Below are 15,131 nucleotides of genomic sequence, written 5' to 3' on the forward strand. Positions count from 1 at the left end.
TGCCCGCGATAGGCCGACGGCCGCTTTCAGCGTTTCACAGCAGTAGGTTTGTTCAACTCAGCCCGCTTGCTCAACAAATCAAACACCGCCGGATACGCCGGCCGTTCGACATACCGTCCCGCACCGCGCTCGGCGCGCAAATCGCCATCGGCCCAGACCACGCGGCCCTGGCTGATGGTGTGGCTCGGTACGCCGCGCACGGTCTTGCCTTCAAAGATGTTGAAGTCGACCTGCTGGTGATGAGTCTTGGCTGAAATCGTCCGCGTGCCTTCCGGATCCCACAGCACCAGGTCCGCATCGGCTCCGACCCGAATCGCGCCTTTGCGCGGGTAGAGGTTGAAGATCTTCGCGGTGTTGGTGGAGGTCAGCGCCACGAAGTGCTGCATCGACAGTCGCCCGGTGTTGACCCCTTCATCCCAGAGCACCGCCATGCGGTCTTCGATACCGGCGGTGCCGTTGGGGATTTTGCTGAAGTCGTCGCGCCCGGCGGCTTTTTGTTCGGCGCAGAAGCAGCAGTGGTCGGTTGCGGTGGTGTGCAGATTGCCGGACTGCAGACCGTGCCACAGCGCGTCTTGGTGACCGCGAGGGCGGAAGGGCGGGCTCATCACGTAACCGGCGGCGGTCTGCCAGTCCGGGTGTTGGTAGACACTGTCGTCCAGCAGCAAATGCCCGGCCAGCACTTCGCCGTAGACTTGTTGGCCCTTGCTGCGGGCGTAGGTGATTTCGTCGAGGGCTTCTTTGGTCGAGACATGCACCAGGTACAGCGGCGTGCCGAGCGTCTCGGCAATGCGGATCGCCCGACTGGCCGCTTCGCCTTCCACCTGCGACGGCCGTGACAGCGGATGCGCTTCCGGGCCGGTGATGCCCTGGGCCATCAACTTGCGTTGCAGGTGATAGACCAACTCGCCATTTTCGGCATGCACGGTCGGCACCGCGCCGAGCTCCAGGCAACGCTCGAAACTCGCCACCAGCGTGTCGTCGGCCGCCATGATCGCGTTTTTGTACGCCATGAAGTGCTTGAAGCTGTTGACGCCGTGGTGACTGACTAACTCAGCCATCTCCTCGCGCACTTGCTCGCTCCACCAGGTGATCGCGACATGGAAGCCATAATCCGACGCCGACTTCTCGGCCCAGCCGCGCCACTGGTGAAACGCTTCCATCAGCGACTGCTGCGGATTGGGAATCACGAAGTCGATGATCGATGTGGTGCCACCGGCCAGTCCCGCCGCCGTGCCACTGAAAAAATCTTCACTGGCCACGGTGCCCATGAAGGGCAGTTGCATGTGCGTGTGCGGATCGATGCCGCCGGGCATCAAGTATTGGCCGCTGCCGTCGAGCACTTCGGCACCTGCCGGAACATCAAGATTATCGCCAATGGCTTTGATCACGCCGTCGGCGCAATAGACGTCGGCGCGATAACTTTCATCATGGGTGATAACGGTGGCGCCACGGATCAACAGAGACATTCCGAGTTCCTCGCAGGCAATGACCGGCTTATGCCGGTTCTAGGTGTTTTATATAAAACTGTCGCCAACAGGTTTATTCCTGTCAGCACTGTCAGGAATTGAAGCTAGTCTGAGTTTGTGAAATCAGCAAGAATATTTTTTATAAGCTTATGGCTGTTTTAACCATTTGATTAATAACGATTAAGTTTGTAAATCACCAAAATGGTGAGGCTTCTCACCATTTTGACGCACTTGACAGGTTCCAAAAATAGACGAGATTTTCTATGTGAAATCAGCCGCTTGAGGATGGTCTATGGTTGATGCGCCACGTTTCAAAAAAGTGTGATGCACCAGTTTGAGTCCCGATGATTCGGACAACTTGCCTGACATTCAGCCTGAGTGAACAGGCATGTCGCCGAAGGCTCACTGGATATATGAATAAAAACAGTAGTTTGTAACGTTTTATGGAACTGCCCGATGCGTAATCGAGGTGCCCGGCACGTTTATTGATGCCCCGGCACCTTGATGAGCAAACAATAATTCAAAGAACAGTGGAGCGGCCATGCAACAGATCAGATCGCAAGTGACCGAGCGCAACGGCTTGTATGAACTCGAAGCCGGCAGCGACGTCCTCGACAGCCCCCGTTACAACCACGACATGGCACCGACCAGTTTGCATGAGCGAACCTGGAACAAATGGCACATCACCGCACTGTGGATCGGCATGGCGATTTGTGTGCCGACCTACACCTTGGGCGGCGTGCTCACCGCGTACTTCGGGCTGACCGTGGGTGAGGCGTTGCTGGCGATCCTGTTTGCCAACATCATTGTGCTGATCCCCCTGACGCTGAACGCTTTCGCCGGCACCAAGTACGGTATCCCGTTTCCGGTGTTGCTGCGTTCAAGCTTCGGCATTCTCGGTTCCAACATCCCTTGCCTGATTCGCGCCCTGGTGGCGTGTGGCTGGTTCGGGATCCAGACAATGTTCGGCGGGCTGGCTATTCACCTGTTCCTGGGCTCGGTGTTCGAGGGCTGGAAGTCGTTAGGCGGCACCGGCGAAGTCATTGGCTTCATGGTGTTTTGGGCACTGAACCTGTGGGTCGTGATCCGGGGCGCCGAGTCGATCAAATGGCTGGAAACCCTTTCCGCGCCGCTGTTGATCCTGGTCGGCGCAGGCCTGCTGGTGTGGGCGCTGCCGAATGTGTCGATGACCGAGTTGCTGGCGATTCCGGCCAAGCGCCCGGAAGGCGCGAGCGTGGCGGGTTACTTCGCCGCCGGCCTGACGGCGATGGTCGGCTTCTGGGCCACCCTGTCGTTGAACATTCCCGACTTCAGCCGCTACGCCAAAAGCCAGAAAGACCAGATCGTCGGGCAAATTATCGGCCTGCCGCTGACCATGTTCCTGTTCGCCTCGCTGGGCGTGGTCATGACTGCCGCGTCGGTGAAACTGGTGGGCGTGACCGTCTCCGACCCGGTCACGCTGATTGGGCATATTCAGAGCCCGGTCTGGGTCGCGCTGGCCATGGCGCTGATCATTATCGCCACGCTGTCGACCAACACCGCGGCCAACATCGTGTCGCCGACCAACGATTTCCAGAACGTTGCGCCCAAGTTGATCAACCGCACCAAAGCGGTGTTGCTCACCGGGGTAGTGGGGCTGCTGCTGATGGCGCATGAACTGCTGAAAAAACTCGGGCTGATCGTCTCGGACCTGAGTCTGGAAACGGTCTACTCCAACTGGTTGCTGGGGTATTCCAGCTTGCTCGGACCGATTGCCGGGATCATGGTGGTGGATTATTTCCTGATCAAGAAACAGCAACTGGATCTGGCCGGGCTCTATCGCGATGACGTGTACCCGGCCTGGAACTGGTTCGGCTTTATCGCGTTCGGTGTGCCGGTAGCGTTGACCCTGCTGTCGCTGGGCAGCGATGCGTTCAGCTGGTTCTACAGCTATGGCTGGTTTACCGGCTCGGCGTTGGGCGGGGTGATTTATTACGGATTGTGCTCGTTGCGGCCTAGTCCATCCGTCGCGAAATCTGCGGTGTGACTGATGGCCCCATCGCGAGCAAGCTCGGCTCCCACAAGGGATCTCCAGTGGTCACAAAAACCCTGTGGGAGCCGGGCTTGCCCGCGATGGCGGCCTAAAGAACACCCAGGAAATACCTGAATAACCTATAACAACTGCCTGAGGAGATCACCATGAACGCAGCCGTAGACGTTCTGCAATCCACCCATCAGCACATCAACCGCGACCGCCTGTGGCAATCCCTCATGGAGCTCGCCAAACTTGGCGCCACGGTCAAGGGCGGTGTCTGCCGCCTCGCCCTGACTGACCTCGACCGTCAGGCTCGCGACATCTTCGTCAATTGGTGTGAAGAGGCCGGTTGCACCGTCAGCGTCGACGCCGTCGGCAACATCTTCGCCCGCCGTCCGGGCCGCAACCCGAACCTGCCACCGGTCATGACCGGCAGCCACATCGACACCCAGCCCACCGGCGGCAAGTTCGATGGCTGCTTCGGCGTGTTGGCCGGCGTCGAGGTGCTGCGCACCCTCAACGACCTGAACATCGAAACCGAAGCGCCGCTGGAAGTGGTGGTCTGGACCAACGAAGAAGGCTCGCGCTTTGCCCCGTGCATGATGGGTTCCGGGGTCTTCGCCGAAAAATTCACCCTCGAAGAAACCCTCGCCAAAGTCGACGCCGAAGGCATCACCGTGGGCCAGGCACTCAACGCCATCGGCTACGCCGGTCCGCGCCAGGTCAGCGGACATGCAGTGGGTGCTTATTTTGAAGCCCACATCGAGCAAGGCCCGATCCTCGAAGACGAACACAAAACCATCGGCGTCGTGATGGGCGCGCTCGGTCAGAAGTGGTTCGATCTCAAACTGCGCGGGGTCGAAGCCCACGCCGGTCCGACCCCGATGCACCTGCGCAAGGACGCCCTGGTCGGCGCCGCCGTGATTGTCGGTGCGGTCAACCGCGCCGCGCTCGGCCACCAACCCCATGCCTGCGGCACCGTCGGCTGCCTGCAAGCGTATCCCGGCTCACGCAATGTCATCCCCGGCGAAGTGCGCATGACCCTCGACTTCCGGCATCTGGAGCCAGCACGGCTGGACTCGATGATTGCTGAAGTGCGCCACGTGATCGAAACCACCTGCGAGCAACACGGCCTGAGCTTCGAGCTCACCCCGACGGCTGATTTCCCTGCGCTGTACTTCGACCCAGGCTGCGTCGACGCGGTACGCAACGCCGCGCAAGGCCTGGGCTTGTCGCACATGGACATCGTCAGCGGAGCAGGGCACGACGCAATCTTCCTCGCCGAACTCGGTCCTGCCGGGATGATCTTCGTGCCGTGCGAAGGCGGCATCAGCCACAACGAAATCGAAAACGCCGCACCGGATGATTTGGCGGCGGGGTGTGCGGTGTTGTTGCGGGCGATGTTGGCGGCGTCGGCGGCGATTGCGAGCGGGGAACTGGCTGCCTGACCCACCCGAGGTGCGCTGAAAAAAATCAGCGCACGTCACATACCCGAAACCTCAGCATCCTTACAAACTGTCGGGATTAAGGGATTCGTTGGACATGCAGTCACCCGGCCCCGACTGTCCCCCCTACAGGTTCTTTGCACGATCCAATCCCTGCGCGGTCGAACTTTTCACCGGGGCAAAAAGCCCCGATGTACTTGTGGAGATCCAATGAGCCAGGACGTTCTGAGTACCGAAACCAATCGTCGCCAGTTGCAGCAGATTATTGCAGGTTTGTCCGACGGCGTGATTCTGCTGGAGCCCGACCAAAGCCTACGCTGGGCCAACGACGCCGCACTGACAATGCACGGTGTCGGGCAGATCAGCGAATTGGGTGCCAATGCGCGCGAGTACGCTAAACGCTTCGCCTTGCGCTATCGCAACAATCACCCGGTGCCGAAGGACAATTACCCGATCAGTCGTGTCGCTCGAGGTGAAACGTTCAGCGATGTGCTGGTTGAAGTGAGTCCGACCGACGACGAAGAGCGCAGGTGGGTGCACCGGGTGCGCAGCATGGTACTGGCCGACAGCACCGGTGAGCCGGAATCGCTGGTTTTGATCATGGACGACGTCACCGAGTGGGCCAGCGCCGAGCAGCGTTTCGAAAAGACCTTCAATGCCAACCCGGCTCCGGCGGTGATCTGTCGCCTCAGTGATTTGCGTTACATCAAGGTCAACATTGGTTTTCTGGAGATGACGGGGTTTACCCGCGATCAGGTCATCGGCGTATCGACCTACGAACTGGACATCCTCGAAGGCGCCGAAAAGAAAGACCTGGCCATCGAGCGTCTGCGCGAACACGCCACGATTCCACAGATGAAGGCCGAGTTGCGCATGGCTGACGGTGGCAGCAAACAGGTGATCGTTGCGGGGCAGCCGCTGGAATTGAACGAAGAAGATTGCATGCTGTTTTCGTTCGTCGACATGGAGCCCCGGCACAAAGCCGAAGTTGCCCTGCGCCAGAGCGAGGAGCGCTTCGCCAAGGCGTTCCGCCTGACACCGGTGCCGACGCTGGTATGCAGCGCGCAGGATCTAGTGGTGATCGATGTTAACGAAGCCTTTCTCGATACCCTCGCGTATCCCAGCGAGGAAGTGCTCGGCAAGACCCTCGCGGAGATCGCCTTTATCGACGACAAGGCGGCTCGCACGCAGCTCTTTGCGGCGCTGGAGAAGGCCGGGAGCCTGGATTGCGTCGATGTCAGAATCCGAAAGAAAGACACGGCCCTGATGGACTGCACGATCTCCGCTGACACGGTGGATATTCAGGACAGTCCTTGTTACCTGATGGTGTTGATGGACATCACTGAACGCAAACGCACCGAGCTCGAACTGGTCGCGGCGATCGAGGAAGTGATGAAAGACGCCTCCTGGTTCAGCCGTACGCTGATCGAAAAACTCGCCAACGTGAAAAGCGTCAACTCGCCGAAGTTGCCCAACGTGTCGTTCACCGACCTGACCGCTCGCGAGCGCGATGTACTCGGTCTGATCTGCGAGGGACTTGCCGACAAGGAGATTGCCGTGCGCCTGAAACTGGCGCTCAACACAGTGCGCAATCACGTTTCGACGGTGTATTCCAAGCTCGACGTTCACAGTCGCAGCGAGGCAATTGTGTGGGCGCGGGAACGTGGACTGTTCTCCACTAAATGGCGACCCAAGAGCCAGCGCTAGGGTGCAAATGCACTAGTCAACAGGGTGCAAATGGAGGTGTTGATAGCCGAAGTCAACCTTTAGGCTGCCAAGGTGTGAGCCCAGTCTTTGACTACTTGGCCTCCTTTATGAACAGCTCAAGGAACCACCCCATGTGTCGCCACTTCAACTCCATTTTGGTCAATGAGGTTGTCAGTCAGCCGGCGGGGGAATCGCAGTGATTTACCTGACGCAATTGCGTGCGCTGCTGGAGCAGCACTTTTCGCCCCGCGCCTGCGAATGCAGTGTGTCGGGCGACAATTCCGTGACGGTGAAGCTGTATCACCCTGAATCGGGTGAAGTCGATCTGGTGGTCAGCGGATTGAAGGTGACGAGCCTCAATTCGCCGCAAGCCATGGCGTCGTTGATTGAAGAGCTGCGTTATGAATTGCAGAGCAGCAATTTGCATCGCCCGGGCGGCAGCGAGTAGGAGCTGTCGTTTATTGGGAAAAAACTAGACCTCAAAGCCTTATTTGCTGGCATTGGCCGGTGACTGGGCTATAAGAAATGCGAGGGTAAAATTTTTCTGTGACCGATCCGCGGCTTCGCGGTGTTGTTGTCGTGTCGCGGAAAACATCGATTACTTACCGCGGGTCAGCCTATGAACAGTCTTGGAAAACGTGCTTTTTCGCCGCTGTCGCTCGCCTTCTGCGTTGCGATCCTCAGTGGTTGCTCCAGTCCTCCACCGCCACCACCACCGCTACCCCCGGTAGAACGCCACTGCGAAACCATCGACAAGACCGAAGTGTTGGGTGATGCGAGGGCGGATGGGGAAGTGAAGCGGATGACCACAACCACGCGTTGCATCACCCAATAACCTTGGGTGCTTGAAGTGTTGGCTGCTTACTGTCAGTCAAGCCACAAACCCTGTGGGAGCCGAGCTCGCCCCGGGCGGCTCCCTAAGGTTTGTGGTGTGCCAGCCCTTGACAGGTTGCTGACCAATCTTGTCAGGACAAGAACCCACCGTCCACATTCAGCGAAACCCCAGTGGTGTAGCTCGACGCATCGCTCGCCAGGTACAGCACCGCGCCGGCCATTTCACTCGGATCGGCAACACGCTTGAGCGGAATCTGCTGCAACGCGGTCTTCAGAATCGCGTCGTTCTTCACCAGTGCCGAAGCAAATTTGGTGTCGGTCAGGCCCGGCAGCAGGGCGTTGCAGCGGATGCCGAATTGCGCGCATTCCTTGGCGAACACTTTGGTCATGTTGATCACGGCGGCCTTGGTCACCGAGTAGATGCCCTGGAAGATGCCTGGCGAGACGCCGTTGATCGAGGCGACGTTGATGATGCTGCCGCCACCGTTTTCGCGCATGATTTTGCCGGCTTCCACCGACATGAAGAAGTAGCCGCGGATGTTGACGTCAACGGTTTTCTGAAAGGCGCTGAGGTCAGTGTCCAGCACGTTGCAAAACTGCGGATTGGTCGCTGCGTTGTTGACCAGAATGTCGAGACGGCCGAATTGTTCCTTGATGCCGGCGAAGACCTGGCTGATCTGTTCCATTTCACCGATGTGGCATGCGACGGCAGTGGCTTTGCCGCCAGCGGCGATGATCGCGTCGGCCACATGCTGGCAACCGTCGAGCTTGCGGCTCGAGACGATGACGTGGGCACCTTGCTGGGCCAGGAGTTTGGCGATGGCTTCACCGATGCCACGGCTGGCACCGGAAACGAAAGCGATCTTGCCGTCGAGGTCGAACAACTGAGTCTTGGACATGGGGTTCTCTTATAAAAAGTCTTGTTATTGGGCCAGGCGCGTCGTCAAAGGCTGGATTTCTGGATGACTTGCAGGCTCATCTGCTCAAGCAGTTTGTTCATGTGAATGAACTGCGCGAAACGTTTGTCCTGGGTCTGACCATGGAAGAAGCGGTAGTAGATCTGCTGCACGATGCCGGCGAGGCGGAACAGACCATAGGTGTAATAGAAGTCGAAATTGTCGATCTGGATGCCCGAGCGCTCGGCGTAGTAATCGACGAACTCACGGCGGGTCAGCATGCCCGGAGCGTGGCTCGGCTGACGGCGCATCAGTTGCACCGGTGCCGGGTCGCCGGCTTCGATCCAGTAGGCGAGGGTGTTGCCCAAATCCATCAGCGGGTCGCCGAGGGTGGTCAGTTCCCAGTCGAGCACGCCGATGATCTGCATCGGGTTTTGCGGGTCTAGGATCACGTTGTCGAAGCGATAGTCGTTGTGGACGATGCTGGATGACGGGTGGTCGGCCGGCATTTTGTCGTTGAGCCAGGCTTTGACCACGTCCCACTGTGGCGCATCCGGGGTCAGGGCTTTGTCGTAACGGTCGCTCCAGCCTTTGATCTGGCGGGCGACATAACCTTCGGGTTTTCCGAGATCACCCAGGCCGTAGGCGTTGTAGTCGACACGGTGCAGTTCGACGAACTTGTCGATGAAGCTTTTGCACAGGGCTTCGGTTTGTGCCGAATCCAGACCCAGTTCCGGCGGCAGCTCGGAACGCAGGATGATCCCGTTGACCCGTTCCATCACATAGAACTCGGCGCCGATCACCGATTCGTCGGTGCAGTGCACGTAGGCTTTGGGGCAATACGGGAAGCCGTCCTTGAGCTGGTTGAGAATGCGGAATTCGCGGCCCATGTCGTGGGCAGATTTGGCTTTGTGGCCAAACGGTGGTCGACGCAGGACGAATTCCTGTTCGGGGTATTCCAGCAGGTACGTCAGGTTCGACGCGCCGCCGGGAAACTGGCTGATCTGCGGCCAACCACTGAGACCCGGAATGTGCGCCTTGAGGTACGGATCGATCAGGCTGGCATCAAGTTCTTCGCCAGCGCGGATACGGGTGGACTGGTCAGTAAGCGCCATGCTTATCCCTTCTGCTTATTTTGGAGGCCTGCGACTATTGGCTAATCTAATCCGCGCACCCGGTCCCCACAACCATCAACGGCCCTTATAGGTGAGCGTGTTGCCGGGCAATCATTGCTTTTGATACACCTGTTTGAATGAACCTCACATCGCGACGCTGCTCAGCGGTGACGGCAGTTCGATGGGGGTCAAGACCGGGTTTCCGGAGAAGAACGCCGCCAGATTGCGCCCGACCAGTTCAACAGTGCCTTGGGTTGCTTCCGGGGACAAACCCGCCACATGCGGCGTCAGGATCACGTTGGCCAGCGACTTGAGCGGTTCTGGCACATGCGGTTCGGCATCGAACACGTCCAGCGCGGCACCGGCAATGCGACGTTGTTCTAGCGCACTGATGAGGTCGGCGCTGACGATCACGCTGGCGCGGGCGATGTTGACGAGGAAGCCGTTGGGTCCCAAGGCGTCGAGGACAGGTTTGTTGATCAAATGGCGTGTGCCAATGCCACCTGGGGTCGCGATGATCAGAAAATCCGAGGTGCGTGCCAGTTCGGTGGGCGTTGAGCAAAAGGTGTAGGGCACATCGCTGCGGTGCTGGCGGTTGTGGTAGCTGACCGTCATGTCGAAGCCATTGGCGGCGCGCTTGGCGATGGCCATGCCGACGGCACCGAGGCCCAGGATGCCCAGGCGCTTGTTGGCCAGGGAGGGGCGCATGATCTTTGGCCACTCACCACGACGTACCGCCGCATCACAGCGGGGGATGTCACGCACCAGCGCCAGCAGCATCGCCATGGCGTGGTCGGCGACCGATGACGCATTCACCCCGGCACCGTTGGTCACCGTGATGCCGCGGTCGGCGGCAGCTTGCAGGTCGACGTGTTCATAGCCGGCGCCGATGACGCAAATAATCTTGAGAGTGGGCAGGGCGGCGATTTCATCGGCGTACAGACCCAATGGACCGCGTGTCAGCACGGCATCGATCTGCGCTCCATGACGGTTGATGGCCTCCGCGCGTTCGGCGGGGGTGGGGGCAAGAATCAGGTGAAATCCCTGATGTTCGAGAATCGGCAAGTAATCATTGATGGTTTCAACCAGTACCAGAACGGTTGCAGGCATGCTGCGCTCCTGTGGGCATCGGAATTGTCGGGGCTCGAACGTTGCTTCAGATTGCGGACTCCCGAACAGTTTAGCAACGGCCAACAGTCGCACACGCCGATGTTCAGTTTGATGAACCCTTTGAGGTCAGATAGGTGCGTGCGGCGTCGAGAATCTCGTCCGATACCGCCTCACCGCGGGTGGCGCGCGCCAGGGTCAGGGCGCCCACCATCAGCGAGTATTCCACCAGCGCCTGCTGCCGATCCGCACCGGCATCGCCTGAGTCCAGCAGCGAACCATAGGATTTCAGCAGCCGGTTGAGCCCGTCCATGAAGGTCTGGCGCAAACCACTGTCCGCCGCTTCGTGGCAAATATCCCCGGCAAAAGCGGCCACCGGGCAACTGTCACCCGGGTTGTCGCGACTGGCCTGCGACAGGTAAGGCTCGATCAGGGCGCGACGGGCGGCTGCCTTGTCGTCGACATGGGCGGCGATTCGTTCCTGCCAGCGTTCAGCCGACTGCTCGAACGCCCGACCACTGGCCTCCTGCGCCAATGCTTCCTTGGACTCGAAATGCCCATAGAAGCCGCCATGGGTAAGGCCTGCGGCGCCCATGACGTCGACGACACTGATACCGTGTACGCCTCGCTCGCGAAACAGCCGCGTGGCGGCTTCGACGATGATTTCGCGGTTGAGATCGGCTTGCTTGCGGGAAACTCGGGGCATCTGTGGCTCACAGGTCTATGGGGGGGAATCAAAGGGCGTACTGGGCAATCCCGTTGCCGAACGACCAGTTCTCTTTTTTCACTTCCACCAGATTGATGAAAACATCCTCAAGGCGCACTGCCAGCTCGCGATTCAGGCTCTCGGCGATGGTTTTGTAGAGCAGTTTTTTCTTCTCGTCCGTTCGGCCTTCGCTCAGCGTGATCTGGATGAAGATCAGCTTGTCGGTACGTTTGATGCCGAGGTAACCGGGGTCGAAGATGAAGTGGTGATCATCGTGTTCCGCCAGGATCTGAAAGTTATCGTCCTCCGGAACGGCGATGGCGCTGTGCATGGCCGCGTAAATCAGCTGGCCGACGCGTTTGGCGAACAGGGGATCTTGATGTTTTTTGATGTCGACACGAACCAGTGGCATGGGCTGTCTCCAGAAAAAAGGCCGGTCAGTTAAAAATACATGACAGATGTCCTTTATCAAGAGGGGACTGCTATTCGGCGATGAAACAAACCCGTGGAGCGAGTCTGTTTGCGATTGCGAAGGGGCATCCAGCAGGGCGATCGACTGGCACACCGCTGCCGTAGGGCGGGTAGTCAGTCAGGTAAACGTCAGACTCCTGCGTCACTCCTGAACATTGATCCGCACCACCATTGCTCAGCTAAGTCTTTGCTTCTGTTGATTAATCCCGGACAATCGCGCCCCTGTTTCGGCCAGGGCGCTGCCCGTCGGGTTTTTCCGACTCGTCCTGGCCGGGTAGCAACTGACCGGAATGCGGAGATCCCACCGGATGAATGATCAGGCCAATAGCGTCGACAAACGCTATGTAGCGGCGGCACCAGCGACTCTTTCGAGCTGGAATCGTCATGACACCACCTGGATGCTGGGCCTTTTTGGCACGGCCATCGGGGCAGGCACGCTGTTTCTGCCAATCAACGCGGGGTTGGGCGGTTTCTGGCCGCTGCTGATCCTGGCGGTCTTGGCGTTCCCCATGACCTTCTACGCACACCGTGGCCTGACCCGCTTCGTGCTGTCCGGACGCGAAGGCGCGGACATCACCGAAGTGGTGGAAGAACACTTCGGCATCAAGGCCGGTGCGCTGATCACCTTGCTGTATTTCTTTGCGATCTTCCCGATCCTGCTGATTTACAGCGTGGCACTGACCAACACCGTGGGCAGTTTCCTTGAGCATCAGCTGCACATCATGCCGCCCCCGCGCGCGGTGCTGTCGTTCGTGCTGATTCTCGGCTTGCTGGCAGTGGTGCGTTGCGGCGAACAGGCGATCGTCAAGGCCATGAGCCTGATGGTGTATCCGTTCATCGTTGCATTGCTGTTTTTGGCGGTGTTCCTGATCCCGCACTGGAACGGCGGCATTCTGTCCACCGCCAGCACGCTGCCTGAGCCCTCGGCGCTGCTGCACACCCTGTGGCTGGCGATTCCGGTGATGGTGTTCTCGTTCAACCACTCGCCGATCATCTCGGCGTTTGCGGTCGACCAGAAGCGCCGTTACGGCGAACACGCGGAAGCGCGCAGCTCGCAGATCCTGTCCCGCGCGCACCTGTTGATGGTGGTGATGGTGCTGTTCTTCGTCTTCAGTTGCGTGTTGACCCTGTCGCCGGCACAGCTGGCCGAAGCCAAGGCACAGAACCTGTCGATCCTGTCGTACCTGGCCAACCACTTCAGCAACCCGACCATCGCCTTCGCGGCACCGTTGATTGCCTTCGTGGCAATTTCCAAGTCGTTCCTGGGCCACTACATCGGTGCCAGTGAAGGGCTTAAAGGCCTGATCGTGAAAAGCGGCAAGCGTCCGGCGCCGAAGACCCTCGACCGCATGACCGCTGCGTTCATGCTGGTGGTGTGCTGGATCGTTGCCACGCTGAACCCGAGCATTCTGGGGATGATCGAAACCCTCGGTGGTCCGGTCATCGCGTCGATTCTGTTCCTGATGCCGATGTACGCGATCCGCAAGGTGCCAGCGATGGCCCGTTATCGCGGGCAAGCGTCCAATGTCTTCGTGACGGCGGTGGGCCTGGTGGCGATTACGGCGTTGATTTACTCGCTGACCGCGTGATCGTTCGGCCTGCTCGCGCAGCGCCGGATTGACAGCTACAGTGGCCGCTGCGCGTATTGCGCGCAGCGGTTTTTTTTTCGCCTGGAGACACCGGATTGCCCAGCGCCTCACCCCCCAATCTCATTGAACAACCCAATCGCTGGCAGGACGTGCTGGCCGGGTTGTCGATTGCCGGCCTGTTGCTGCCTGAAGCGGTCGCGTATTCAAGCATTGCCGCAGTGGCACCGCAGGCCGGGGTGATCGCGTTGTTTGCCGGTTTGCTGTGTTATGGCCTGTTCGGCACCAGCCGTTTCGCCATTGTGTCGGCCACATCGTCGTCTGCGGCTGTGTTGGCTGCCGCCACCGCGACGCTGGCCAACGGCGATCCGCAACTGCGCTCGACCCTGGCCATCGGCCTGGTGCTGGTCACCGGCGCGTTCTTCTTGCTGGCCGGGTTGTTCAAGTTGGGCCGCGTGACTTCGTTCATAGCCAAACCGGTGCTGCGCGGCTTTGCCTTCGGCCTGGCACTGACCATCATTCTCAAGCAGGTCGCCAGTGTGGTCGGTGTGCACCTGAGCGACGGCAATCTGGTGCGTTTTCTGCCGCAACTGCTCGAGCAATTGCCGCAATGGAACTGGGTGGCAGCGGGTGTCGCCGCCGTGGCGTTGGCTTTGTTGGTGCTGTTTGCAAGGTTCCGGCGCTTGCCGGGTGGCTTGTTGGTGGTGGCGCTCGGCATTGCGGCCAGTCAGTGGCTGAACCTGCCGGCGTATGGCGTGAAGCTGATCGGTGTGATCGATTTGAGCCTGGAGGTGCCCAAGCTGCCGGTATTGCCTTTCACTGACTGGCTGCGCCTGGGTGAATTGGCCTTTGCCATGGTGATGATCCTGTACGCGGAGTCTTACGGTTCGATCAGCGCCTACGCGGTCAAGCACGGCGACCGGATCTCGTCGAACCGGGATCTGTTGGCATTGGGTGCGACCAACCTGTTGTCCGGTTTGTTCCATGGCATGCCGGCGGGGGCGGGGTACTCGGCAACGTCGGCCAATGAGGCAGCAGGGGCCACGTCGCGGCTGGCGGGTGGAGTGGCGGCGCTGGTGGTGTTGCTCATCGTGCTGACCGTGTTGCCCTGCATCGCTCTGACCCCGGAGCCGATTCTCGCTGCCATCGTCATCCATGCCCTGGCCCGAGGCCTGAGCCTGCAACCGCTGGGACGCTATTTCAGCTGGCGGCGCGACCGGTTGCTGGTCATCTGCGCGGTGGCCGCCGTGCTGGTGCTGGGGGTGCTGGACGGGTTGCTGCTGTCGGTGGCGATCAGTGTGGTGCTGATGCTCAAGCAAATGTCGGCGGCGGATATTCAGATTCTTGGGCGCATTGATGGCGGTCACGATTTCGTGGACCTGCAACTCCATCCGACGGCGCAAGCGGTGCCAGGCGTGTTGATTGTCCGGCCGGGAGAGGCGTTGTTCTTTGCCAACGTCGAGCGGATTCTGGGTAGCACGTTGCACTTGATCCGTCATTCGCAGACGCCGATTCACTCGGTGGTTCTCAGCCTGGAGGAATCGCCGGATCTGGATGGCACCAGTATTGAGGCATTACAGGAATTTTTCGTGCGGGTGCGGGGGGAAGGGAAGCAGCTGATGCTCGCTCGGCTCAAGGACTCGGCACAAAGGGCATTGTCGGCGTTACCGGAAGTGAAGGAGACACAGGTGAGCCTCAGCGGTCTGAGCGTGGATGGCGCGGTACAACAAGCCCTCAAGACATACGCGTAACCCTGTGGGCGCGAGCAGGCTCGCTAACACAGG

General features: G+C 59.6%; 13 protein-coding genes. 7 read left to right on the forward strand and 6 right to left on the reverse strand.

From position 1 onward, the window contains the following. Positions 1–26: 26 nt before the first annotated feature. Complete coding sequence (hydA, locus tag NL116_RS13485) at positions 27–1,466, reverse strand: dihydropyrimidinase (RefSeq protein WP_494377593.1); 1,440 nt, start codon at positions 1,464–1,466, stop codon at positions 27–29. A 541-nt stretch (positions 1,467–2,007) separates the two neighbouring features. Between hydA and NL116_RS13490 the strand changes: the two genes are divergently transcribed. The 5 genes from NL116_RS13490 to NL116_RS13510 all read left to right on the forward strand — a co-directional run bounded on the left by NL116_RS13490 (position 2,008) and on the right by NL116_RS13510 (position 7,467). Then, positions 2,008–3,492, forward strand: coding sequence for an NCS1 family nucleobase:cation symporter-1 (locus tag NL116_RS13490; RefSeq protein ID WP_494377594.1), 1,485 nt, complete (start codon positions 2,008–2,010; stop codon positions 3,490–3,492). A gap of 152 nt (positions 3,493–3,644) precedes the next feature. Then, positions 3,645–4,928 carry a Zn-dependent hydrolase gene (locus NL116_RS13495; protein WP_494377595.1) on the forward strand — a complete coding sequence of 428 codons (1,284 nt, stop codon included), beginning with the start codon at positions 3,645–3,647 and terminating at the stop codon, positions 4,926–4,928. Between the two features lie 207 nt (positions 4,929–5,135). Further along, positions 5,136–6,632: a helix-turn-helix transcriptional regulator gene (locus tag NL116_RS13500; RefSeq protein WP_494377596.1), complete on the forward strand. Its 1,497-nt coding sequence runs from the start codon at positions 5,136–5,138 to the stop codon at positions 6,630–6,632. Between the two features lie 196 nt (positions 6,633–6,828). Beyond that, positions 6,829–7,080, forward strand: a complete 252-nt coding sequence (locus tag NL116_RS13505) for a DUF1652 domain-containing protein (RefSeq protein ID WP_494377597.1) — start codon at positions 6,829–6,831, stop codon at positions 7,078–7,080. Between the two features lie 171 nt (positions 7,081–7,251). Then, positions 7,252–7,467 carry a hypothetical protein gene (locus tag NL116_RS13510; protein WP_494377598.1) on the forward strand — a complete coding sequence of 72 codons (216 nt, stop codon included), beginning with the start codon at positions 7,252–7,254 and terminating at the stop codon, positions 7,465–7,467. A 130-nt stretch (positions 7,468–7,597) separates the two neighbouring features. On the opposite strand, the gene NL116_RS13515 is transcribed toward NL116_RS13510, so the two are convergent. The 5 genes from NL116_RS13515 to NL116_RS13535 all read right to left on the reverse strand — a co-directional run bounded on the left by NL116_RS13515 (position 7,598) and on the right by NL116_RS13535 (position 11,702). Beyond that, complete coding sequence (locus NL116_RS13515) at positions 7,598–8,365, reverse strand: SDR family oxidoreductase (RefSeq protein ID WP_007948679.1); 768 nt, start codon at positions 8,363–8,365, stop codon at positions 7,598–7,600. A 44-nt stretch (positions 8,366–8,409) separates the two neighbouring features. Next, positions 8,410–9,477 carry a phosphotransferase family protein gene (locus tag NL116_RS13520; RefSeq protein WP_494377599.1) on the reverse strand — a complete coding sequence of 356 codons (1,068 nt, stop codon included), beginning with the start codon at positions 9,475–9,477 and terminating at the stop codon, positions 8,410–8,412. A 144-nt stretch (positions 9,478–9,621) separates the two neighbouring features. Next, complete coding sequence (locus NL116_RS13525) at positions 9,622–10,587, reverse strand: 2-hydroxyacid dehydrogenase (RefSeq protein WP_494377600.1); 966 nt, start codon at positions 10,585–10,587, stop codon at positions 9,622–9,624. 103 nt (positions 10,588–10,690) lie between these two features. Next, on the reverse strand, positions 10,691–11,290 hold the full coding sequence (locus NL116_RS13530) for a TetR/AcrR family transcriptional regulator (RefSeq protein ID WP_494377601.1): 600 nt from the start codon (positions 11,288–11,290) through the stop codon (positions 10,691–10,693). A 28-nt stretch (positions 11,291–11,318) separates the two neighbouring features. Continuing rightward, on the reverse strand, positions 11,319–11,702 hold the full coding sequence (locus tag NL116_RS13535; protein ID WP_494377602.1) for a tautomerase family protein: 384 nt from the start codon (positions 11,700–11,702) through the stop codon (positions 11,319–11,321). A gap of 367 nt (positions 11,703–12,069) precedes the next feature. Here NL116_RS13535 and NL116_RS13540 point away from each other — a divergent pair, with 367 nt between their 5' ends. Beyond that, positions 12,070–13,350, forward strand: coding sequence for a serine/threonine transporter (locus NL116_RS13540; RefSeq protein WP_494377603.1), 1,281 nt, complete (start codon positions 12,070–12,072; stop codon positions 13,348–13,350). A gap of 95 nt (positions 13,351–13,445) precedes the next feature. Then, positions 13,446–15,098 carry a SulP family inorganic anion transporter gene (locus NL116_RS13545; RefSeq protein ID WP_494377604.1) on the forward strand — a complete coding sequence of 551 codons (1,653 nt, stop codon included), beginning with the start codon at positions 13,446–13,448 and terminating at the stop codon, positions 15,096–15,098. Positions 15,099–15,131 lie beyond the last annotated feature (33 nt).

It is taken from the genome of Pseudomonas sp. FBCC-B1667 (assembly GCF_059133255.1).

Excerpts from the sequence above, each read along its gene's own strand:
- hydA (WP_494377593.1), bottom strand. The coding sequence starts at position 1,466 with ATGTCTCTGTTGATCCGTGGCGCCACCGTTATCACCCATGATGAAAGT.
- NL116_RS13490 (WP_494377594.1), top strand. The coding sequence starts at position 2,008 with ATGCAACAGATCAGATCGCAAGTGACCGAGCGCAACGGCTTGTATGAA.
- NL116_RS13495 (WP_494377595.1), top strand. The coding sequence starts at position 3,645 with ATGAACGCAGCCGTAGACGTTCTGCAATCCACCCATCAGCACATCAAC.
- NL116_RS13500 (WP_494377596.1), top strand. The coding sequence starts at position 5,136 with ATGAGCCAGGACGTTCTGAGTACCGAAACCAATCGTCGCCAGTTGCAG.
- NL116_RS13510 (WP_494377598.1), top strand. The coding sequence starts at position 7,252 with ATGAACAGTCTTGGAAAACGTGCTTTTTCGCCGCTGTCGCTCGCCTTC.
- NL116_RS13515 (WP_007948679.1), bottom strand. The coding sequence starts at position 8,365 with ATGTCCAAGACTCAGTTGTTCGACCTCGACGGCAAGATCGCTTTCGTT.
- NL116_RS13520 (WP_494377599.1), bottom strand. The coding sequence starts at position 9,477 with ATGGCGCTTACTGACCAGTCCACCCGTATCCGCGCTGGCGAAGAACTT.
- NL116_RS13525 (WP_494377600.1), bottom strand. The coding sequence starts at position 10,587 with ATGCCTGCAACCGTTCTGGTACTGGTTGAAACCATCAATGATTACTTG.
- NL116_RS13530 (WP_494377601.1), bottom strand. The coding sequence starts at position 11,290 with ATGCCCCGAGTTTCCCGCAAGCAAGCCGATCTCAACCGCGAAATCATC.
- NL116_RS13535 (WP_494377602.1), bottom strand. The coding sequence starts at position 11,702 with ATGCCACTGGTTCGTGTCGACATCAAAAAACATCAAGATCCCCTGTTC.
- NL116_RS13540 (WP_494377603.1), top strand. The coding sequence starts at position 12,070 with ATGAATGATCAGGCCAATAGCGTCGACAAACGCTATGTAGCGGCGGCA.